The sequence below is a fragment of the Halodesulfovibrio sp. genome (genome assembly GCF_015482765.1).
Taxonomy (GTDB): domain Bacteria; phylum Desulfobacterota; class Desulfovibrionia; order Desulfovibrionales; family Desulfovibrionaceae; genus Halodesulfovibrio.
Genome location: NZ_JADMLB010000037.1, coordinates 1 through 23197 on the forward strand (window position 1 = coordinate 1; position 23197 = coordinate 23197).

Annotated in this window: 18 protein-coding genes; 14 read left to right on the forward strand and 4 right to left on the reverse strand. The window is 41.7% G+C overall.

What is annotated here, in order from left to right; all coding sequences use genetic code 11:
* The 3 genes from QZY95_RS05435 to QZY95_RS05445 all read right to left on the reverse strand — a co-directional run.
* A partial coding sequence (locus tag QZY95_RS05435) for a sulfatase-like hydrolase/transferase (RefSeq protein WP_290920297.1) occupies positions 1-666 on the reverse strand: 666 nt, incomplete at its 3' end.
* A gap of 16 nt (positions 667-682) precedes the next feature.
* Entirely contained in the window at positions 683-1000 is a 318-nt protein-coding gene (locus tag QZY95_RS05440; RefSeq protein ID WP_290920299.1) for a hypothetical protein, read from the reverse strand.
* Positions 1001-1098: 98 nt separating this feature from the next.
* Positions 1099-2991 carry a tetratricopeptide repeat protein gene (locus tag QZY95_RS05445; RefSeq protein WP_290920302.1) on the reverse strand — a complete coding sequence of 631 codons (1893 nt, stop codon included), beginning with the start codon at positions 2989-2991 and terminating at the stop codon, positions 1099-1101.
* A gap of 663 nt (positions 2992-3654) precedes the next feature.
* Between QZY95_RS05445 and QZY95_RS05450 the strand changes: the two genes are divergently transcribed.
* The 14 genes from QZY95_RS05450 (at position 3655) to QZY95_RS05515 (ending at position 19285) form a co-directional block, all read left to right on the forward strand.
* The gene (locus tag QZY95_RS05450; protein ID WP_290920305.1) at positions 3655-4953 is read left to right on the forward strand and encodes an outer membrane protein transport protein; all 1299 of its coding nucleotides are present in this window, start codon (positions 3655-3657) and stop codon (positions 4951-4953) included.
* 321 nt (positions 4954-5274) lie between these two features.
* Positions 5275-6060: a 4Fe-4S binding protein gene (locus tag QZY95_RS05455; protein WP_290920308.1), complete on the forward strand. Its 786-nt coding sequence runs from the start codon at positions 5275-5277 to the stop codon at positions 6058-6060.
* A gap of 54 nt (positions 6061-6114) precedes the next feature.
* On the forward strand, positions 6115-6795 hold the full coding sequence (locus tag QZY95_RS05460; protein WP_290920311.1) for a response regulator transcription factor: 681 nt from the start codon (positions 6115-6117) through the stop codon (positions 6793-6795).
* A 187-nt stretch (positions 6796-6982) separates the two neighbouring features.
* The gene (locus tag QZY95_RS05465) at positions 6983-8170 is read left to right on the forward strand and encodes a HAMP domain-containing sensor histidine kinase (protein ID WP_290920314.1); all 1188 of its coding nucleotides are present in this window, start codon (positions 6983-6985) and stop codon (positions 8168-8170) included.
* 81 nt (positions 8171-8251) lie between these two features.
* Complete coding sequence (locus tag QZY95_RS05470; protein ID WP_290920317.1) at positions 8252-8845, forward strand: hypothetical protein; 594 nt, start codon at positions 8252-8254, stop codon at positions 8843-8845.
* 93 nt (positions 8846-8938) lie between these two features.
* Positions 8939-9880, forward strand: a complete 942-nt coding sequence (locus tag QZY95_RS05475) for an SdiA-regulated domain-containing protein (protein ID WP_290920320.1) — start codon at positions 8939-8941, stop codon at positions 9878-9880.
* Between the two features lie 155 nt (positions 9881-10035).
* Positions 10036-10461, forward strand: a complete 426-nt coding sequence (locus QZY95_RS05480) for a MarR family transcriptional regulator (protein ID WP_290920323.1) — start codon at positions 10036-10038, stop codon at positions 10459-10461.
* Between the two features lie 71 nt (positions 10462-10532).
* On the forward strand, positions 10533-11429 hold the full coding sequence (locus QZY95_RS05485) for a permease (protein ID WP_290920325.1): 897 nt from the start codon (positions 10533-10535) through the stop codon (positions 11427-11429).
* A 20-nt stretch (positions 11430-11449) separates the two neighbouring features.
* Complete coding sequence (locus tag QZY95_RS05490) at positions 11450-11611, forward strand: hypothetical protein (protein ID WP_290920328.1); 162 nt, start codon at positions 11450-11452, stop codon at positions 11609-11611.
* 53 nt (positions 11612-11664) lie between these two features.
* On the forward strand, positions 11665-12045 hold the full coding sequence (locus QZY95_RS05495; RefSeq protein ID WP_290920331.1) for a rhodanese-like domain-containing protein: 381 nt from the start codon (positions 11665-11667) through the stop codon (positions 12043-12045).
* 30 nt (positions 12046-12075) lie between these two features.
* Positions 12076-12453: a rhodanese-like domain-containing protein gene (locus QZY95_RS05500; RefSeq protein WP_290920334.1), complete on the forward strand. Its 378-nt coding sequence runs from the start codon at positions 12076-12078 to the stop codon at positions 12451-12453.
* A 4-nt stretch (positions 12454-12457) separates the two neighbouring features.
* A complete protein-coding gene (locus QZY95_RS05505) occupies positions 12458-13189 on the forward strand; it encodes a sulfite exporter TauE/SafE family protein (protein WP_290920337.1) in 732 nt (243 codons plus the stop codon).
* 419 nt (positions 13190-13608) lie between these two features.
* Positions 13609-17397: a DUF748 domain-containing protein gene (locus QZY95_RS05510; RefSeq protein ID WP_290920340.1), complete on the forward strand. Its 3789-nt coding sequence runs from the start codon at positions 13609-13611 to the stop codon at positions 17395-17397.
* Positions 17398-17992: 595 nt separating this feature from the next.
* Positions 17993-19285 (forward strand): sensor domain-containing diguanylate cyclase, encoded by a 1293-nt coding sequence (locus QZY95_RS05515; RefSeq protein WP_290920343.1) that lies wholly within the window; start codon positions 17993-17995, stop codon positions 19283-19285.
* An 82-nt stretch (positions 19286-19367) separates the two neighbouring features.
* On the opposite strand, the gene QZY95_RS05520 is transcribed toward QZY95_RS05515, so the two are convergent.
* Positions 19368-23197, reverse strand: a 3830-nt coding sequence (locus tag QZY95_RS05520) for a cadherin-like domain-containing protein (protein ID WP_290920345.1), incomplete at its 5' end; no start/stop codon positions are given.

Genomic DNA, 23197 nt, shown 5'->3' on the forward strand with positions numbered 1-23197 from the left:
GATAGCGCGTTCCAATGTTTCATCATCAACAGTTTTCATTCGTTCTATTGTAAGCGGACCTGTGTCAGTAATTTTGCCGTCGGCAAAAGCATGAATGACGCCGCGTGGTCCGAATTTTTTTAAAAATTCAGGAGACCGAGGAAAGTCAGGATCTTGAGGTTCCTGCATTGCGTTTAGGTGATAAAGAAAACCATAGAACTCGTCGAATCCATGCGCTGTAGGTAAGTGTTCGTTTCTATCTCCAAGGTGATTTTTTCCAAATTGACCTGTAACATATCCTAGATTTTTCAAAGCTTCTGCAATGGTGATATCGTCAGCCTTAAGACCGTCTGGTGCTCCGGGCATGCCTACTTTAGTGTTTCCTGTGCGAAGCCCACTTTGTCCTGTAATGAACGAAGATCGCCCTGCTGTGCAAGATTGCTCGCCGTAATAGTCTGTAAAAGCTATGCCCTCTTCTGCTATCCTGTCGATATTAGGGGTTTTGTACCCCATGCCACCTCTGTTCCAGAAACTAACGTTGTATAGCCCAACGTCGTCACCCCAGATTACCAGTATGTTAGGCTTTTCTGTTGTACAATTTCCAATGTGATATGTTCCCAGAAGTATTGTGAATACACATAGAACTGTAATTGATAGCTTGCTTGTGACGAATCCATGTCCTGACATACACACTCCTAAAGCGTTATTTGTTGCGTATCAGAGTAATGAGTTCTTTTTTTTCGTCTTCGTTCAACGTTATTCTATTAAGCAAATTAATAAGTTTTGCTTTATCTTGTAAGGAAGTACTGGGATGAACAACGCTATTTGGCAGTGTTGTGTCTGGGACGTGTTCGCCCCTCTTTTCTGCCTTCTCTTGTAGATTATATTTCGCCTTGTAGTGTTCCATTCTTTGCATATTTTCTTGAACGGCAGACATGACGTTGTTTGTGTTTTTTGCCTGTGCAGCAAAGGGAGCAAGGAAAACGAAGATTATGCAGTAAGTGATGGCTGTTTTTTTCATATGATGCTCCGTTATACCCATATTCCATACTACGCATTGGCGAGAGTTACATTCTAGCTTTTAGCAGGTGCTCTTCTAATGATTTTTAAAGAGAAACCTTACCCTATGATTTGCTGCAAAATAGAATTCAAACGTGCTTTCTTTTCTGGTTGAAGTTGCTTGTTTTTTAAAACTTCTTGAATAGAGTTCAGTACGCGTTGCTGCTCTTCCTGTGTCTCCGCTAGTTCATAAAGAAGAATATATGTGTCGGTGTAAGCCGGCCATTGTTTTGCTGAGGCTTTCAGTACACTTGTTGCAGCCTCTTTTTCTCCCGCTTGTTTTAAGTAGTATGCCAAAGCAAAGGCGTTTGCAGGGGTTGGATTCAGTTTGTACGCTTTTTGAACAAAAGGTATTGCTTCATGTGAAGAGCGTTGGCTGACGATTGATGCTAAATTTGCTGCGGCGCGTTCGAAATCAGGATGAGCAGTCAAAACAGTTCGCAGATGCTGTTCTGCAGCGTTGAATCGCCCTCTCTCAGCTTCGACCAACCCTAGGTTGTATAACACTGTCATATTTTTTGGCGCTAGCGTGTGTGCTCTGGAAAGAAGTGTATTTGCTTTTGTAAGATCGCCAAGGTTACCGTGTAGAATTGCGCAATTAACCATTGGCGCGATAGCTTGGGGCGCTAACTCGTTTGCTTTTGTGTATGCACTTATCGCTTTTATATGCTGTTTTGTTTTTCGATAATAATTTCCAAGATTGTAATGTGTTGTCCACACATCAGGACGTGTATAGAGTGCTTCTAAATACTCTTCTGTGGCGTTAGATATTTGCTGATTAAGAGTACCTTCAGCAACGGCATACGGCTTTCCTGCAAGGGATGCAGCAGCTCGAATACGAACTAGCCGCACGGGATCTCCGGTAGCTGTAGCAAGAAGTGCTACACTGTCATGATGGTTCCAGTCTGCAAGTATTGTACATGCAGCGCTGCGAACTAAAGGGGATGGATGTCGGGTCGTTTTAGAGATTGCTGGCCATTTTTCAGCAGAGGGGCAGCTTCGAAGTAAACGTATTAAGGATGCTACGAATATTTCGTTTGAATTAGGATTGTTAATGTAAGTTAATATGTTGGGTAATTGTTTCCAGTTTTGTTTGCGTGCAGCTTTAATGAGTGAAGCTCTGTGTAAGATTGGTTTTTGGTAGTCTCTTTTCCGCCATTTTCGAACATAATTATCTGCCCATGTTGCGTCTTTATCCGTATGGCAAACGTTGCATGCATTGGGAGAACCAAATTTTATGGTTGCCGCAGGAGTAGGCGGAAGCATCGAATGGTCACTTCTATCCATTCGTGCAAACTGGGTTTTGACCATATGACATGAAATGCAAAGACTCCCAGCACTGTCTGGTTTATGCATGGTGTGAACTTCCGGGGTTTGAACTTTTTCTTCATGACAGGGGGAGCAAGCCTTATTGGGGTGTTGTACCTGTATGAATCGCCCGCTTGAGGTATGGCAGTGCATGCAGCCTAGCCTTCCTGATTGAACACAGGGGCTGAGCTTCCATGTGTTTAGTGTGTAGTTTTCTCCTAAATCCCTTCCGTCTGGATACCAGTCCTGATCTTCAAGTGTCGTTAAATCATAATGATCATAAAAAGATTCACCGGGAACAAAACCTGTTGAAATAGGTGTCATTTGCGCATGGCATGGCGCACAAGCATCGGTGTTTTGTTGGATACTAAATTTTCCCTTTCCTCCGAGAATTTTCAGGTCATCCGGAGTGGTTCCTTTGGGGGCATCAGTACATACTGCTACATGATCAGCTGATGGTCCATGGCAGGTTTCACAGTTGATGCCTGCTTCCTTCCACGTTGTGCTGTACGAATCTGTCTCGGCAGAATAGTTAATTGAGGTCTGGCTAACATGGCAGCCATAACACGACGTATTAAACGTGTACGTTTGATCTCTCCACGACACAGGGGCATCACCAGCGTGCCTCACCCCGCTTGCGGCCATATCAAACCATTCCTTTTTGCTGAAGTCATATGCAATTGGGAGAGTTTGGAGCCGTCCTCGTTCTAATCTTGTTAAAAAGTAATACACATACTTTCCGCCAAGAACATAGTGAATTGGGTGTGTGGTTATTTTCTGGAAAGTTCTTTCTTTGATTACCCACTCCCCGTTGTCTTGAATAAACTGGAACGTTGCTTCTCGTATTTGAATCGGGCTTGTTTGAGCTGTTAATTGCTTTGCTATGGCTGTTGAAAAGGGTTGTAAAGCAGTTCCATGTCGCGAAGTAGCCCATAGTTCATAAAATTTAGCATGGCAGCTGATACAACTCTTAGAACCAGAAAAGTCTTGCTTCTCTGTCGCGTATAGAGATGAGGGGATAAAAAGCATGAGTAAAAAACTTGCTATGACTAAGATTGAGCATGAACAGCTGGGGCAATACCGCATATCTATTTGTCCTTTTGGGAGATGATAAAAAGAAACTTATTGGCACATGTAGCACACTTCTTGTCTGTTAAGAATATTATTCTGAGTATAGTTGTATTTACTTCAGAGAGTTACGCCATGAAAATGTGATGAAACAACAGCGAATATAATCGTTGGGAAGCTACCAAGTCGGTATAAGAATATGGAATTCTTTATGGTAATTCTTTTACTGACAGGTGGTGTATGTACTTAGGAATACGTAAGATACAGCGTTTTTTTCTATTTTTCATAGTGGTAGCCATAAGCGGGCTTGTATTTCCGCACGCAGCATTTTGTGGTGGCGTGTGGCTTTATGAGATTGGCACACCGGATTTGGGAGCTGCTTCTGCTGGGCGTGGAGCGACTGCTCTTGATGCCTCAACTGCGATTACTAACCCAGCTGCTATGACTAATCTGGATAGGTCACAGTTAATGGTTGGAACACAGGCCCTCTTTATTGATACACGTTTTTCTACGGACAACAGCAGCTATGGTGGGGGTGATGGCGGCAATGCAGGAGGATTTCTTCCAGCTGCAAGCTTTAGTTATGCGTCGAAAATTAGGGATACTTTTTGGATTGGGTTTGGCCTGGCATCATATTTTGGGCTTGGGTTAAAATATGATGATGATTGGAGTGGCAGGTATTACGCCAAAGAATCTTCATTACTTACTGCTGGTGCTTCAATAAGTGTGGGAACAAACGTAACAGATTCTCTTGCAGTCGGAGTTGGGTTGGATGTTCTTGTCGCGAAGTTGTTTATGAAAACTGCAATTAACAACTTCCCTTTGGATAGTTCAAAAAATGATGGGGAATTAAAGGCTGACTCCATTACAACGGGGGTTGGAGGCAACGTCGGACTTTTTTATAAGCTTACTCCCAAGTTTCGGGCTGGGATGACATATCGTGCTCCTGTAAAACTCAAGTTTGAAGACGCTGTTTCTCTTTCAAATTTGGGATCTATCCTACAAGCAGGATTGACGAAAAGTGGGCTTCTCGGGCGTGATTTGGATATAACTTTTACGATTCCACAGGCGGTACTGTTTAGTCTCCATTATGACATGACATCACGTTGGGCAATTATGGGAAGTGTTGGTTGGCAAAACTGGCAGGAGTTTGGAGAGCTGGAAGCTTCTATTCCTAACACTGCTGCCTCAGATATTGCGGTTGATTTGAACTATACAGATACATGGCATTTTGCTTTAGGGTTGAGGGGACGTATCGCGGATAAGTGGATATGGTCTATTGGTGCCGCATATGATACCTCGCCCTGCTCCGAAAGCAATCGATCTCCAATTTTACCTTTGGACAGGCAATGGCGTTTTGCAACCGGTTTTCAATATGAACTTGATGAAGATGTAACGTTGGGTATTGCTTATCAATATTTAGATGCTGGGACGGCGCGTATAAATCGTAAAGGAGGAGCCCTTACGGGAGATTTAAAGGGAAAGTATTCTACAAACCGTATTCAATATCTTGCCGTAAATGTGCAATGGAAATTTTAGCAATCAAACTTAATTTATTGTTTTGATTGGCATTGTTATAGTATTTCAAAAAAGTAATGTTTGCGTAAGTTTTTAGCAAGTAGTGTGACAGAGTATGACCTCCGTAGAAGATACGGAGGTTTTTTTATAGATAATCTCCGTCGTTATATAAAAAGTTAAAGTAAAGCTTTAGGTATTGCGAAGGTTGCAGAATACTTTTGTCAGCCACAGATAATGGAAAGGGGATGACGTTTTTAGACGTAAAAGAAACATCATCTGTGGTGCCAGCGTCGCATTATCCCTTTCTTAGCAGCAAAATATATAAATCTCGATGAGACACTTATGAAAATGTATAAAAAGGATACTCAGTTTACATTAACTCGTGATATAATGCGTTTGTTTTTTGCCCTCAATTTCTACTTGCTAGCAAAGGTATTGGGAATTGAGTTTGAGTTTGAAAGTGAATACATAGTACTTGGTTCAATTTTATTATTCGGTCCTTTGTTTTGTGGCTGGTTTTGTCCTTTTGGAGCAAGTTCATATTTTATGACTCGAATAGGCAATGCATTGTTCCCGAAACTTCAATTCACGATCCCGCAGCCATATGACAGGCTGCTACGTAATTTGAAATACGTAATGTTAGCTGGTTTTATGTACCTTTTCATTTCTCAAGGGGTAAACTACTTTGCCGAACATATGGAAATGTATAAAACCAGTGCGTTTTCATGGAATTATATAAAGTTTAAACACTGGGCTGTGCTCTTTATCCCTTTGTTTATTCCGGGTTTTTTCTGTAAATATCTATGTTTTCAAAAAGCTGGATACAATATTATTAATAAGCTGCTCCCTTTTGCAAAGATAACGCGCGACTCAGAAAAATGTATCGGATGTAAAAAGTGTGATCGTGTTTGTCCCATGGACATTTCTATTTCTAAGCAAGAGCAGGTGAATGGAAACGATTGTCTTGGCTGTTACAGTTGTTTGGATTCTGACGTTTGTCCCAAAAAAGCAGATGCGTTATCTCTTTCTTATTTGGGAAAGAAGGTACACTACACATACTTTGTGTTCGGAGTACTTACGCTCTATCTCATTGCTACCTATTTTGTACTTTTTGTTTTTGAATGGTAAAAAGGAACAGGCAGACGATTCGGTCTGCCTGTTTTTCATATAGAAGGAGTTGTTGTGCGTATTTTATTAGTTGAAGATGATGAAACTATTGCAGGATATATTACGAAAGGTCTTGAAGAAGCTGGTTTTAGTGTCGAACGTGCTTCAACTGGAAAAGAAGGACTATATTTTGCCTTGAATGAACAATATGACGCGGCTGTATTTGACTTGATGCTTCCAGAAGTTGACGGCTTAAGCATAATTGCAGAAATGCGCGGAAAAGGCATAACAACTCCTGTACTTATTTTAAGTGCCAGACAGAGTGTTGATGACAAAATCGCCGGGTTGCAAACGGGTGCTGATGATTATCTCACTAAGCCATTTTCGTTTGCCGAATTGCAAGTGCGTATTCAGGCACTCATCCGTCGTTCTTCTGCAACCCCAGCTAGCTCTTTATTGCAGGTTGGTGCGTTAACGTTAGACCGATTTACAAGAGATGTTCAGCATGCTGGGCAACCCATTGTATTGCAAGCTAGAGAATATTCGTTGTTGATGTACCTTATGTCCAATGCGGGGCGAGTTGTAACCAAAACAATGATTCTCGACCATATTTGGGAATACAATTTTGATCCACAAACCAATGTGGTGGAAGTTCTCATTCATCGTTTGAGAGCAAAGGTTGATAAACCGTTTGGCACAAATTTAATCCGTACGATTCGTGGGGTTGGCTATGTGCTCAGTGCTCAGGAAAGTTAAAAGGTCATTGTTGTCTTTTAAGGTAATGGCAGCATATTTTGTACTCTTTTTTGTGAGTACGATTCTATTGTTTTCATTTAGCCTTTTCTTGCTTGATACAGGGATTTGTAAAGTTGAACGGGAAAGGATTCGTCCCAAGATATACGCCTATATCCAGCAGGGGAGCAAGCAGGGCTTAAATACTCTGTTGAGTACTCTTAGCAGCGACCACGGTAACAATAAGGTCAATGACATTTATATCCGGCTTGTTGATCCAGAGGGTATGACTCTTTGGCTAACTGTTCCAAAACAGCTTGATGAGCTTGCTTCAGACGACTTTGCTCCTTCTGATCCTGAAATTTTTAACGACTGGCAGATTTACGACCTCCCTACTCAGAATGATGTCGATGTTTTTTCTCATAAGTTTGAAGATGGCTATAGGCTTTACGTAGGGAGAACGACTGAGCGACAGGAAGTGCTTGTAGAGACCCTCAGCAGCATCTTTGTTTTTATTGTGTTAGGAATTGTTCTGATAGGTGGAGGCGGTGGCGCTGTTTTAGCTTATCAAGTATTGCGGCCTCTAAGGAATCTTACAACAACTGTGAAAGAGGTTTCCGAGGGTGATATGACAAGTCGGGTTCCGGTCTCCAATCACAAAGGAGAGCTCGACGAACTGGCTGAGCTAGTAAATGACATGCTTCAGAGGATTGAGACATTGGTTATTGCCATGCGTGATGCCCTCGATAATCTTGGGCATGATTTACGTACTCCTCTCACTCGCATGAAAACTCGTATTGAACGTGCGCTGCTAGAACAGACTTCTTATGAGGAGCAAAGAGAAACACTCATAGAATGCTCTGAAGAGATTGAGCGTATAAACAGCTTGATTACAATGTTGATGGATATAGCAGAAGCAGAAACAGGACAAATGCGTCTGAATTATGAAACTTTCTCAGCTAAAAACCTTCTCCATGATCTTGTTGAATATTACGAAATCATTGCTGATGATAAAGGCATTACCTTGAGCTATGAGGCAGAAGATATTTCGATAACCGCAGACCGCCATAGGTTGGCGCAAGCCTTAGGGAACTTAGCTGACAATGCTTTGAAATATACTCCCGAAGGTGGTTCAGTGTCGTTATGGGCTAAGGTTGGAAAAGGCAATGTACTTGAAATAGCTGTTACCGATACGGGTATTGGTATTCCTGTTGAAGAGCGGGAACGTGTTTTTGATAAGCTTTACCGATTGGATAAAAGTCGTTCCGAAAAGGGTATTGGATTGGGACTAAGCCTTGTAAAAGCTGTTGTCTCTGCTCATCATGGGGAGATTACAATAATAGACGGTGAAAAAGGTGGCAGTACTTTTTTGATTACACTTCCCAGGACTATGATGTAGCGCATTTCTTATTTGTCATTTTCACGAAAGTATGTGGTAAGCCTGCTGTCTCATATGGATGTCTAAACAAGGAATATCCATATGAGACTTTTTTATTGTCGCAGAAACATTGTTTTTGGACTTTATGCTGTGCTGATTGTAGCTTTTATCTTTTTACGTCCATTTGCTGTGAAAGCAGATGAGCCTGAGTTCTATGAAGAGAAAGGTTTGCACATTCACTCTGTAATGAAAGAACTTTCAAACACAAATGTAACGATAGCAAGTTTACTCTTCAGCACTGAATCAATAGTTAAAGGTATCGCTGTTGGATTTGAACTTGAAGATAACGGAATAGACGTAACTCTTATTCAACGTAAAAATGTTGTGCATGCATATTGCCCATTTCAATCAAATAAAAAAATTGCTGTAGAGTCTGCAGATGTTTTAAATAGTTTTTTTGCGCAAATAACTAATAAATATAGTACAATTAAGACAGCGAAAATAAGTTTAAGAGAAGCTGTAGCTTTTGTAGAGGAATCAGAGAACGGTTTTACATACAAGGCTCATGTCGAATTTTCTGATAGCTGGGCAAATTACAAAATTTATCTGTTGGTAAACAATAAGCCGCTTCAAGTGATAGTTGATATTGAAAATGGAAGAATAGTAGGACGCTATAATAAAAGTGCAGATGAATAATGATAATACATTCCAACTTTGTAATATGCTGTGATACGATTGACAGCACTACCCTACTATCCCTCAATGTAAAAATTTTTTTAGGTGGCATAAATGAAAGAGGAAACTGTGTTTCATAAAAAAAAGTTTTATAAGCAGCTATGCGTCATCATTTTAGTACTGCTGATTCTTTTTTTATGGCTAGGTCATTTGTTTGATTTAGATGATCGTGCACATGTTTTTTGGATGAATTGGACTACGTCTCAAAGGGCCAAGGATAATTCGGTATGGATTTCGAGCTATAAAGCTGAAATACAGGCTAAACCAATCCCAGGCGTTAAAAAGAATGTCTCCGGAATTACATACGATTATGATAATAATACCTTGTGGATTGTAACAAATGAACCTCAAGAGTTAATCGAGCTATCTTTAGATATTAAGCCGTTACGAAGAATTACTTTAAAAAATTTTTCTGACACTGAGGCCGTTGCGTATATAGGTAATGGTACATTTGTCATCGCTGATGAAAGAGATATGTCTATTGTTTTAGCTCCGATCTCGCCAGAAACAACTACCCTTGATAGGGATTTACTGCGATTTATTACTATGAATTCAGGCGGCACGGCTAACAATGGCCTTGAAGGCGTTGCCTATGATCCAAATTCAAAGACTATCTATGCAGTTCAGGAGCGCAAGCCGTTAAAGCTTTTGGCTGTGTCGGGGTTTGCCGAAGGAAAGAAAGGTGTTTCAATTGGGGTTCCAGACTTTATAGACATTGATGAGTATCATTTGGATGATCTTTCGGGATTGCATTTTGATTTAGAAACTGGCCATTTATTGTTGTTGAGTGATGAAGCCAAGCTATTAGTTGAAGTTGATAATAATGGGTTGGCAGTTAGTTTTTTAGAACTTGAATCTGGATTCAATGGTTTAAAGAAGGATATTCCGCAAGCAGAGGGAGTTACTTTGGACTCTCAGGGGAATCTTTACATAGTGAGTGAGCCAAATTTATTGTATAAATTTCAAAGATATCGATCACACAGTTCTGTTTTTTAATAAAGAGTGACCAGCTTGAAACCTGCTTCTAATTAGGAAGCAGGTTTTTCATTTTTTATAGATAGTTATTTCATAAAATGAATTTTTTATGGAAAATTAGTTGACGATGTCAATCAATGTGCTTACTTTCCACTCAAGCAAAATGGAGCGTGTTTATGAAACAGGTGATTGCGACAACATCAGTTGTTGAAAGTATGTTGGAAATTGCATGGCAGTTCAGTGCGCGTGGTGTTGATGGTGCCTGCTGCGGTGAACTTTCACTTGCTGAATTCAGGGCATTACAGACAGCAGCACTGTATTCGGACTGCTCTGTTCAACAGATAGGCAAACTTTTGGACTTCACCAAAAGTGGGGCTACACGCATCGTTAACCGGCTCGAGAAGCAGCAGTTAGTTACCAAAGTGCGATCTGCCGAGGATGGGCGCGTTTGTTGCGTTCAGCCAACAGAAAATGGCCTCGATTTGCTTCAGCATGCTAAAGAAATTACCGGGGAGCGCCTTGGACAGGCTTTGAGTAAGGTAAGTGCTCAAGAGCAGAATTCAATTGTTCATGCTCTAACAACTCTTGCAAAGGTTCTTTGATTGTAACGATAAAGGGGAATTCCCCTTTTTTTGAAAAATTAGTTGACGAAGTCAACCAAATGGAGACACATATGAACAATCTACAAAAAACTTTGGAATACTTCGCGTTTATTAGTGTTGAGTTGACGATACTCTTTCTCGGAATAAGCACCATTGTTGCATTAGCTTTGATGTACATTCCTCAAGAACGGCTTAAAGGGTGGATTTCTCGTAAAGGAATCTGGGGAAATATGCTTGGAGCTCTCGTCGGGGGATTAACCCCCTTTTGTGCTTGCTCCACTATCCCAATGACACTCGGACTACTTAACGCAGGCACTCCCTTCGGGCCGGTTATGTCTTTTGTAATCGCTTCTCCAATTCTCAATCCCATTATTCTAAGCATGATTGCTACCCTTATGGGATTTAAAGCAGCAGTTATGTATGCGTTAGTAACTTTCTTTGCCGCCGTTGTTTTTGGTTTACTGCTAGATGCGTTGGGATTTGGTGAACATGTTCGAAATGTACGCTTACAGAAGAGCTGTTGCGGTGAAAAAGAGGCATACGTGCCGGCAACGTTCGGGGGAAAATTGAAAGCATCATTTTCTGCTGCCCTTGGTGATTTCAGACGTGTGTTTGTCTATCTTTTTATTGGGGTAGCTATTGGTGCAGGCATTTATGGCTATATGCCGCAGGAGCTGATTGTTCAGTGGGCAGGACCTACTAATCCGTTTGCAATTCCTATTGCAGCTCTCGTCGGTATTCCTTTGTATATTCGTGCAGAAACAGCAATTCCTATTGGTTTAGCTTTGGCTGGTAAAGGCATGGGGCTTGGTGCGGTAATCGCTCTTATCATTGGTGGAGCCGGTATGGCGATTCCTGAAATGAGTATGCTTGCGTCTATTTTTAAAAAACGTCTTGTTGCAGCCATTGTATTTGTCATCTTTTCAACTGCGGTGCTGGCAGGATTGTTTTTCAGCACTGTGCTTTAAATTAAAAAAAGGAGAATGTTATGAGTGATACCAAAAAGAAAAGTTTATGGAGCAAAATTGTTGGTTCAGGCTCTGACTGCGGCTGTTGTTGCGGTTCCGTGATTGAGCCTGTCCCAGAAAAAGAAGCTTCTGGAGACAAAGGAAAAGAATCTGTTGATAAAAAAGTAAAAGATAAAAAGTAACATGAATGTTCTTTTTTCACTCCCTTTCTTCTCTCCTACTAAAGGAAATTCTTATGGATACTATTCTTACTGAAATGGAATTTGATGCACTTGCTACTGGCGAATTCACAATATCTCCCGAAGGGGTAAAAAATGTTATTGGGAATAAGAACGTGCAACTTCTTGATGTTAGAACTGATGAAGAGGCTGCTTATTCCCCCTTCCCCTTTGCTAAACATATCCCGATCAACCAGCTTCCTGATCGCATTGATGAAATTGCGAGTGATGCCATTACAATTACATTTGGTTCCTCTTCGTTTCAATCTACAGTGGCTTTTTTCTACTTACGTCAGTCTGGAATGGAGACAGTAAAAACGATGGTCGGCGGTACCGAAGATTTAGTTACGCTCCTTAAGCCGACTCCACTCTCATCGATTCACTCTGCCAAACGTTAATCTTAGTTTTGATCACTATGAGGAATGAAAATGAAAACACTCGATACTGCAATTCGTGAACTGGACTGTGCTTATTTAGCTAGTGGCAAGCACTGTGTGACTGCTAGTGAATTTCTTCCTTTAACGAAGTCAGAAGATACCCTCTTTCTCGATGTGCGCACAGATGAAGAAAATGAATACTCCCGCTATCCTTGGGCCCTGCACATTCCTTTGCATAAACTCCCTGAGAGCTTTGATAGGCTTCCTAAAGATAAGCTAATTGTGCCTTTTTGCTCTTCAGTTTTTAGAGCATCGTTGGTTTGGGGATGGCTCAAGGCCAAGGGATTTACCAATGTTCGTACTTTGACGCTTAGCACGGAGCAGATTGCCACTCTTTTGAAGCCGACTCCGCTTTTTAATCGAGGATAACCCGATGTTGCTTTCAGCAGCATTTGCCTCTTTGAGTTTGAGCTTTGTATTTGCCCTTGGTGGTGTTGGTTCAGCAGCGGCTCTGATCCCAGTTGTACATAGCCTTGGAATGTCTCTTAGCATGGCTCGTCCCTTAGGGTTGCTAATCAATACCTTAAGCCTGTCAGGGGCTTCGTATGTTAATATTAAAAGTGGAAAGATCACTGTCCGAGATTGGCTTCCACTGATAATCGCCTCACTGTGTTTTGCGCCTGTCGGTGCGTATGCCTCCACTTTCATCTCTGAGAAAATTCTTTTGGGTGCTTTTTCAGCGTTTCTTTTTCTCTCAGGACTCACAATGTTGGTAGGTGTGCGCACTGGAGGGGACAGGGACTCAATGGGGCTTGGCTCTCAGATCTTGTGGGGAGCCATGGCAGGTATTGTTTCGGGCCTGCTTGGAGTTGGTAGTGGCGGGGTCTTGGTTCCTCTTCTTGGGGTGGCAAGGTTTAGTGCTAAGCGTATTGCTTCCGTAACGGCTTTGGTTGTACCAGTCTCTTCATTCTCCGGATTTTTAGCGTATCTAAAAATGGGGGATGTTGACATATCCATTGCTGCTGCTTGTGGTTTATTGGCAGTAATTGGTGGGTATCTTGGAACGGTTGTAATGCAGCGCTGGCTTTCTCAACAATTAGTTCGAAAGTTTTTGGCAACAACAATGCTACTGCTTTCTGCCAAGATTATTTTCACAATTCTATAAAAAAGGTGCCCCTCTTCAGAGGGGCACCTTTTTTATTCTTTATGAAGAAAAAGAGATGCACAACCATTTGTATATTAGTTATACGTGATTAAAAGCATCATGGGGGAATATGCGTAAATATAACATTCAAAATGATAAAAAATGTTGAACACCTATTATGAATTCATCTGTAAATAGCAGATAGCTGGGGGCTCTGAAACGCTTATCTGCTAGCTGATAGAGTTGTTTCGGGTTACTATTTATGCTGACATGAGTACTATTGCGATTGATCTTTTTACCTGAACAACTTAGGTATGCCGTTTCTCAATTATGTACCCAGAACCGGGTGTAACCATAAAGAAAATTATCCAATCCAATCTGAGTGCGACATCACAGCATCTTTGTGGAGAAACCCTTTATTTTTTGTTTAAGAGGCTACAATGAATAAGAAATTTTTCTTTGGAACCAGGACTCGTAAAATTACGACGATAATAGTGGGAACCCTGCTCTCTTTGTTCCTTCTCTATGTCCTCGTTGGTTTTCTTGTTATAGCACCTGTTGCTGCATGGCAGCTTGAAGAAAAGCTACCACCTGTTTTGCAACGTAATGTTTCTATAGGAAAAATACATCTGAACCCGCTAACGCTGCGCGTTCAGTTTGACGACATTGCTGTTAAGAAAAAAGATGGTGATGGTAATCTTTTTTCCGTCGGGATGTTAGAAGCACAGTTGTCTGGCAGGTCAATTTTTGTTTTGGCTCCTATTGTTCGGCACGTGCGCATTGTTAAGCCTGAGGTCAATATTACACGGTACAAGGATAATACGCTTTCTATTGACGACATGTTGGAACACTTTGCTCAACAAGCAAAAGAGTCAGAGCAGGTTCCGGAAGAGGAGCAAGAGGATCAGCGGATTTTTCCTTTTAAGGTTTTGAATTTGATTCTCGAGGACGGAGATATTGTTTTTAATGATGAGAAAGAAGATGCGGTTCAGACTATCAGTAAATTGCATCTAGCTGTTCCGTTAGCCTCTTCGTTTGAAAGTGATCTTGATGAGGCTGTTAAACCAGAGCTTTCCATGTTGGTAAATGGGGCACCATTTAGTCTTGGTGGTTCTACTTTCCCATTTTCAAATAACTTCTTAACGAAGTTTACTTTTACTTCTGATGATATTTCGCTTGCACGATATTGGCGTTATGTTCCTTTGAAGTCTCCAGTCGCGTTAACTTCCGGTGATATGAGGATTTCTATTAATTTAGATTTTAGTCGTCCAGAAGATAAGCCGCTTGATTTGCATGTGAATGGCAGTGTGAAATTGAAAAATGTCGGCGTAACAAAAGAAGACAAAAGTGAAGTTTTAAAAATACCGAATATGACGGTATACTTAAAGAAATTCTCTTTGTCAGAGAAAAAAGCGATTATTGGAACAATTGATATCGATTCACCATATGTCGAAGTTCATAGGCAAAAAGACGGATCAGTCAACTGGGCTACATATTTTAAGCCAGAAGTTTCAGATGCTAAAGTAGCGAAAGGCAGCACAGAAAAAACATCTGCTGCAAAAACTGCTACGAAAGTTGTTGCTGAAAAAGTAAAAGAAAAAATTTCTGAAGAAGATAACGGCGACGCGAGTTCAGTGCAAGCTCAAGACGTTAAAAAAGCTGATGCTTCACCCTACCCGTTTGCTGTGGAGTTAGAGTCTTTTACTATAAAAAACGGTAAGGTGCTGTTTAAAGACAGTACTGTTCCTGGGCCTTTTACCATGCCGCTTACACCGATTAATATTGCGGTAACAAACATTACAACAGAGCCAAAAAAATCTGGTGATGTAGTTATTTCGATCGGTGATAAAAAAATGATTGAAGTTGTAGGTAATGTGACCACTTCTCCCATCGCGGCTGATTTAAAAGCAACCATTTCTAATTTGGGACTTGCCCAATTCATGCCGTATTTGGCTGGAGCAACTCCGGCTAAAATTGGCAGTGGTTCCTTAAGTGCTTCGGCGGCAATTCATATTGCGAGCACACCTGCTTTTGATGTTTTAGTTAAAATTGCGAATGGTAGTGTCCGATTGCAGAACCTTGCATTGACAGGAAAGGATTTCAAAAAGGCTCCTATTTCTCTTAAAACATTAGCTGTTGACGGTGCGAATATTGATCTGAAAAAGCAGTCGGTTGATATTGCTAATATAGGGCTGCTTGGACCGGAAATTACCGCTACGCGCAGTAAAGACGGCATAGATATAGTTTCCCTGCTTGTGGCTGAAAAAACGTCTAAAACCGGGGCTGATGAAAAATCTTCCCCTTCTCCTAAAGCAGTATCGTCTGGTAGTTCTTGGAAGCTTCGAGTTCAAGGAGTTTCAGTGAAGAACGGTAAAATTACTTTGAATGATACTGCTCTTCAAAAGAGCGTAATCACCAATCTTAAAGACGTGGCAATAACCGCGAGTGATATCTCGTTGGATAACAAACCGGCAGCATTTTCTGTTTCAACGGGTGTGAACGAAAAAAGCAGTATTAAAGCGAAAGGAACTATTGCGCACTCTCCTTTGGCTGTTAATGGTGATGTAAATATTAAAGATATCAACATCCCTGACTTTGCTGAATATATTAACGAATATACAGACGTAACCGTCACAAAAGGGACAGTCTCTGCTAATGCAAAGGGAAATGTTTCTGTTCCACCAGCAGGTGATACAAAAATTAGTGTTGCTGGCGACGTTACCGTGAACAATATTTCGGCAGATAACAGAGCTGCCAAAGAACATCTTGGGACTATTAAACAAGTTGCGGTTAAGAAAGCTAAGTTTGACTCTGCAAAGAATAGTGCCTCAATTGAGTCTGTAACTATTGATCGTCCGGAAACAGAGGTTATTTTAGAAAAGGATGGCTCAATTAGTTTGGCACGAGCAGCGAAAAAGACATCTGCTAAATCTAAGCCTATGTCGAGAAAGGCTCTTGCAGCTTCGCAGAAAAAAACACCAAAGCGTCAGGTTCGTGGAGGGCGTTCCGCAATTCAGGCGACTACAAAGCCTTTTGGTTTAAGTATCGGGACAATAACTGTTAAGCGTGGTGCGGTGACATTTACGGATGCTTCTATTTCTCCGAAGGTTGTCTTAGATGTAGAGGATATTTCGGCATCGTATAAACGTTTCAGTCTTACTTCTAAGAAATCTTCTCCAGTAAACTTTTCTGCAACATTGCAAGGACGCCAAATTTCGGCATCTGGTACTGTAAATCCTTTAGCCTCTCCTATAGCCATGGATATGACGTTGCGTCTGGATGATATTATGCTGGATAAATTTAGCCCTTACACGGTTAAATATATCGCCTATCCGGTTAAGTCCGGTTCGTTAGATGCAAATGTTAAAGTTAAAATTCAGCAGAATAAGCTTGATGCACAGAATAAATTGTTGTTTGAAGATTTTACCCTGGGAGAGCGCAATGCCCAGTCTAAAGCCCCTTCTGTTCCAATTAAATTAGGTCTCTCGTTAATGCGTCAGCCTAATGGTGATATTTCGCTGAATTTACCGGTTACCGGGAACTTAAAAGATCCGAATTTCCATATTAACCAAATAATTGCGACCACACTGGTTAATATGGTGGTAAAAGCGGCAATTTCACCGTTTACGTTAATTGGTTCACTTGTTGGTGGAGTTTCTCCAGAGCAGGCTCAGTTTGTTACTTTTAAGCCTGGCTCTGCTGAGTTGCCTAAAGAAGAAGTACAGATTTTGACTAAAATTGCATCTGTGCTGAAGACAAAGCCTTCTATTACTCTTGAATGTCTTGGGTATTATGACAAGGAGATTGACGTTAAGGGACTTCAGGAACAGGCATTAAAGATGGCTGTAACTAAAGCTTGGTACGACAGTCTTTCAAGCGGTACTCGTAAGCATCTTAAGCTAGAAGATGCTCCTGTACCACGTTACGACTATGAAAAGTTCTTGAAAGAGGCGTATGAAGATGCACCTGATGTAAAAGATAGTCCGCGTCCAGGTGGCATGTTCGGATACTCCGATCAAACTCGTGAGCAAATGGAAGAATATTTGCGTAAAACTGCGGACACCACACACGAAGCGTTGCGTAAGTTAGCCCTTGATAGAGCGAACGCGGTTCGTAATGTTATTGTTAAGAAGTTACCGGGGCTTGAGGGTCGTGTAAAAGCGGTTCAGGCTGGTACAAGTAAAGATAAAGCTCATGCCACAACGGTTGAGCTAAAATTGAAAAACTAAATATAGTGCACCCTGCTCTATCATCCCCGCTTTTACCCTGCGTAGAAGCGGGGATTTTTTATAGAAGTTGGAAGATTGAAAGAAGATATACAACTAAGCTCCCTGCTCCTAAAATGCAGGCTAGCATAAGCCATCCGACTGCCTTTACGGTATGAGTAAGGCATCTTCGTAATATTTGGTATTTTCTAACAGAAAGTTCTTTGGGGCATTCATTTTCAGTAGAAATAACATCACTATGCTGTGTGGTTTCATAAGGTAGCATGTTGTTTTTCTCCATAAAAAAATAACACAATATTCTTGTTATATAGACGCGTCAATACGGCAAAACGACTATTCTGTGTTACTTATTTTCGCATGTTTATTAAGGCTGAACGTTAGTTTGAAAAAAACATATTTTTTTAATTAGCTACAGTAAGAGTAAAAAACCTATCTCAGTAAGAACTGTGCCAATTCATGACTTCATGGTATAGTTAATGTATCTTTTTTACCCTGTTCTTTATTTGGGTCACAAATACCGTATGCCTATTACACCTTCTAGCTAGCTATTAGTTGGTGGTGTGTTGTCTCAAGCTTTTAACGTCTTTTGAGGTGGTTTATGGATTTAAAAGAAGCCGAAAAGCAAATTAATGAGTTAAAAGAAAAGCTTGAGATGGAACAGGCATTAAATAATGTTGCGTTTGAGGCAATAGGTATTTTTGATGAAAATTTACAGTGTATAGCTGCAAATGCTGAGGCTGTGAATGTTTTTGGCTATACATCTGAGGAATTGCTGAATCTAAGTGCTTTAGATTTTTTGACAAAAGATTCGTACAAGGTTGCTCAGGCGAATGCTCAAAAAGGGATAACAGAGCCTTACTTTGCTACATGCAAGCGTAAGGACGGTACCACCTTTCCTGTGGAAGTTCGAGGAAATAACGTAGTCCTGAAGGGAAGAAAATATCGTGCTACGGCTATGCGTGATTTGACGTTTACGCGTGCTACTGAGATGGATCTGGCCGATGCCTTGTACGAATTGGAGCTTATTTTTAGCAACTGTAAAGTCGGGTTGATGCTTTTGAAAGGTGGACGGTATCTTCGCCGTGCGAATCAGGCCTTGGCAGACATTTTAGGATATGATTCACCTGAAGAGATTAAGGGGATTAGTATGCGCCAACTCCACATTTCCATGGAGAAATATGATGAGTTTGGCGAAACGATTTATCCAGAATTGGCTCATGGTAAGCCATTGAAGTTTGAATATCAGATGCGCCGAAAGGATGGTAATACGATATGGTGCTCTTTTACAGGGCAGGCCATTGATAGAAATATTCCGGCAAATCTCTATAAAGGTATCTTATGGGTGGTTGACGATATCACCAAACGAAAGGCGAAAGAGGATCATCTAATGCGTATGGCCACAACAGATGATCTGACCGGAGCTCTTCACCGGAAAGAGTTCTTTAGGCGCATTGAGTTTTTGACAGACGATATTCGGCAGGAAGGACTTCGCTATTCTGTCTTGATGATAGATTTAGATAACTTTAAGCATATTAATGATACATATGGGCATGAAGCTGGTGATGCTGTGCTGCGCGACTTTTCTTCCATGTGTAAGGAACAGCTGCGTGATAATGATCTTTTCGCACGTATCGGCGGGGAAGAGTTTGCTATTTTTCTTCCTCAAACGACGCGTTACAAGGCCGTTCAAGTGGCTGAACGTTTGCGGAAAAACTTTGCTGAAAAAGACACAATTTGTTGTGGAAATCTTATTCCGTGCACAATCAGCGTTGGCGTAGCTGGAGCCACGTCTGAGTATGTTGAAGTCGAGGAACTACTCCGCAGTGCAGACCAACGGCTTTACAAAGCTAAAGAGGCAGGAAGAAATACCGTAATTTTCTTTGATGAATAATCCCTTTCATAAGTAATGACAAAGGCACAGTGCTCATAATGAGCGCTGTGCCTTTGTTTTTTTACCCTTCTACAGGGAGAGCTTAATTATTCTGGATCAACATTTGAATAAGTGCTGCTTGGTCTTCAAGTCCCGTAGCATCTTGGATCGTGATCACCTGCTCTGGTGTATCTTGAGTTTCAGATTTTACTTTGATGGTGAAGTTGCCACTGTCACCCGAAATGTCCACATATTCTTCGATGTTGCTTGCTGAGAGATCTATTGATTCATTGCCGCCACCAAGAACGCTGCTGATATCCAGAGTATCACCCTGTGTTGCATCAAAGTTAATGATGAGGACGTCCTCGTTTCCTTCAATGTGGAAGCGATCTGTAGCATCGTTAACACCTGTTTCGTCATTTATTGCATTACCATCAAGCACAATCGGCTGTCCTCCAAAGTCATCTGATGAGCTGTAGATAATGTCATCAACAGTATCTTTTGTTAGGACAATGCTCGTGGTGGAGCTTTCACCTTCTGCATTTGTTATTGTCAGGTTTAGTTTGGTAATGCCACTTGGTAAATCCGCGCTGGATGATAACGCCGTGAGTTGTCCATCATCACTAATTGCAAAGTCTTCAGAAGTTGAACCGTCAGGGTTCGTCAGTGTATAAATAGAGCTTTCGTCAAATTCAGCTAGACTTGCAAGTATTCCATCCTGACTGATGTCATTATCAATATGTATCGTTGATGATGTACTTTGCAGATTTTCTACCAAGCTTATGTCATCTAACATGACGCCAACAGTGAGGTTTGTGTCTTCATAAAACTCGAGAGTAAGCTCACCGGATTCATCAAGATTCAAGTCGGAAACTGGTAGCGTGATTTCAAAAGTTTGCCATTGTGTGTTTGATACAAGGTCTTCTGCAACTAAAACAGAACCGAGGAACACGGAGAATTGCTGGGTACCGAAACCATCCAGTCGAGCTTTGTAATCAAATTTTAAGGTCACGCTATCGCTTGAACTATCTACCACAACGGTTTGTTTTAAATTATTCTGGAGCAGGTTATCTGCAGAGAGTTCTGCAAATTTGTCTCCATCGCCGCTATCGTTTGAGCCTCCCCAAATCCATGAGCCTATCTGCTGGAGTTCAACTGTGCCATAATCGTTTGTCCAATGGGCGGCACCGTCTTCGAAGTCACCATTCAATAGAAGTTCGCGTGATTGAGTGAAGCCTTGGAATTCAGGGTTGGCTGCTACAAAGGTTGTGTTATCTGTAAAGGTCACAGGTATACCTTCGGTGTCGCCGGCTCGAACCTCAACCGAAATTTGATGGTTAGCATCAGCTTCTACCAACGTGTATTCATTACTCGTTGCACCATCTATGGCTTCTTTGTTGTCACCAGCACCTCTATACCATTGATATTCGGTACTGATATCTCCATTAGGGTCAATCAGACTGCTGATATCTGCTGTTAGGAGATTGCCAACTTCAGCATCACCAAGAATGTCGATAGACCCCGTTGTAGGAGTATCTGCATTAAGGATTACAACATCAAAACTACTGCTTGTTACAGATGTACTGCCATTCGGCTCTGTGGCAATAGCCTGCACTGTAACATCAAAGCTGGCATTGTAATCTTCAGGTGGAGTAAAGAGGAGTTCTGCCGCGTGCATGCTGGTTACGTCAGCAATGCCGTTTGCCCCGACTGTGATTGTCGTTGTGCCGTCTGTGATAGTTGTCCCTTCTGGAACGCCTTCAAGTTGGACAGTTAGAGTTTCAGAATCATCAATGTCTGTCAGGCTTGCGCCGACATCAAGTACGAAACCTTCACCTCGAAGAATTGAAATGGCCGCATCACTTTGTACATCAACAGTTATGATGCCTTCAGTTGTGTTTTCACCATCTGTAATACTGTACGTAAAGGAGTCAACTCCTATAAATCCCTCGACAGGTGTGTATGAGAATGTCCCGTCGCCATTATCAACAACTGCTCCATGCTTTGCCTGTGTAAAGCCAGTAACGTTGAGTTCTGCTCCTTCAGGGTCAAAGGCATCTGCAAGAACATTTTGGCTTGTAAATCCGCCATCCTGAACTTGAATTTTTACATCATAGTTTTCTACAGAAGGAGCCCAGTTAGAAGGCCGCAGGTTTATATCAAATGATGTGTGTGAGTTGTTAGTTGCTACACCGATTTGTCCGTCGTTGAGTGGCTCTCCAAAGTCGTGAGAGACCTGTTTAACTCCATTTGAGAATATGGTAGCGACACTTCCCTCAATTTCAAGGTCAATAACGTTAGGGACGTTCGTATCAAGTCTAATATAATCTGTGGTTGCAACGTTAGTGTGGCGACCGTTTTCAACTTGTTCAATACGCCACCTGTCGGCGCCAATTCGTGCAACAGCCATTTTGTAATTGTTAGCATCTTGGTAGTCGAAGACGATTGCGCCGTTATACCAAGGCCCGTCATCATGCGCTACCACTGTGATGTTTAACGTGAAGTTCTCATCCAGAGAGCCGGAGAAGTTAATTGGACTTACGGCCCAATCATTTCGTCCTTGGCTTGTAACTTCAATGGATGTTCCGTTTATTTGCCAGTCATGATTGTCCAGTTCAACAGAGTGTGGTGTCCCATCAAACACATTACTATCAAATTGAACAACTGAGATGTTGTCGTAGTTGATTGTTGCAGTGTTTCCGTCTGCATCTACTTGAACGGTTAATGTTCCCGCTTCATGGTCAATTGTGACGTTGTTACCTGTGAAATTGGATAAGTCGATTGTGTTTGTCCCACCACCGCCATGAACTGTATAGGTTTCACCTGCTTCGAGATTGTCAAAGGAGAAAGTGTCGTCAAATCTGGAACCAGTAACTTCGTCGGTTTCCCATCGATCAGCTTCACCGGCAACTGTTTGTGAGTCATGGTCAGTAAGGTCAAAGCTAACGCCCTCTTTGGCTTTGCTAAAGTCTGCTGTGTCGTTGAGCACAGCGTCTATATTCGCGACTTGGATAAAGAGAGATGGTGCATCCGCAATAGCATTTACCGCAAGGATTCCTCCGGTAGGAACAGAGATCGAGCCATCTGACACCTCAAAGTTTAAGGCAATGTTGCCACTAAAGTCTTTTCCTGGCGTGAAGTTCCAAGTTCCGTCGTTGTTATCGTATAATGCTCCGCTGTCGGTTGTTAGATTTAGTACAGATAATTGGTCATTATCAAGATCTGAGGCGTTCGCTAAGAGCTGAGCCTTCGTAATTGTAATCGTCGTGTCTTCATCCATTGTTCCAAGGTCAACTTGACCCGTCACAGTTGGAGCAGAGTTGAGGTTCTCGATATTGATTGAGATTTGTTGCGTACTTTCGCTACCGTCTCCTGACTGAGCTTTCACAACTAACTCTTTAGTAACATTAGTTACACCAGTGGTGATATCGACTACTGAAGGATCGGTGACAGTAATGACACCATTTTGATCAATAGCAAAGCCTAGGGCTGGAGCCCCGCCCGTAGTTTCAAGTGAGTATGTAATGTCTCCTGCGCTGACATCATTATCGGACGCTGTAATTCGCCCTACTGCTGTATCTTCTTCTGTAATGTTAAAGAGATAATTATTTGCTGGGCTGCCGTCATTATTTTCGGCAGTGCCAAAGATCACTTGATTGTCGTTCACATCTTGAACGTTGATGGTAATTTCCTGCGTATTCACACTGCCGTCTTCAGCTTCAGCGCGAACCACAATGTTCTGCAACGCGTTGGCGCCGTCAGGGTCGATGTCCACCACTGTAGGATCAGTGATGCTGATGTTGCCGTCGGCATCAATGGCGAATCCCTGAATAGGATTGCCGTCTTTTGTTTCCAGTGAATAGGTAATGGTACCTGCGGTAACGTCGTTATCCGTAGCAGTCACTGTACCGATATTGGTATCAGTTTCCGTGA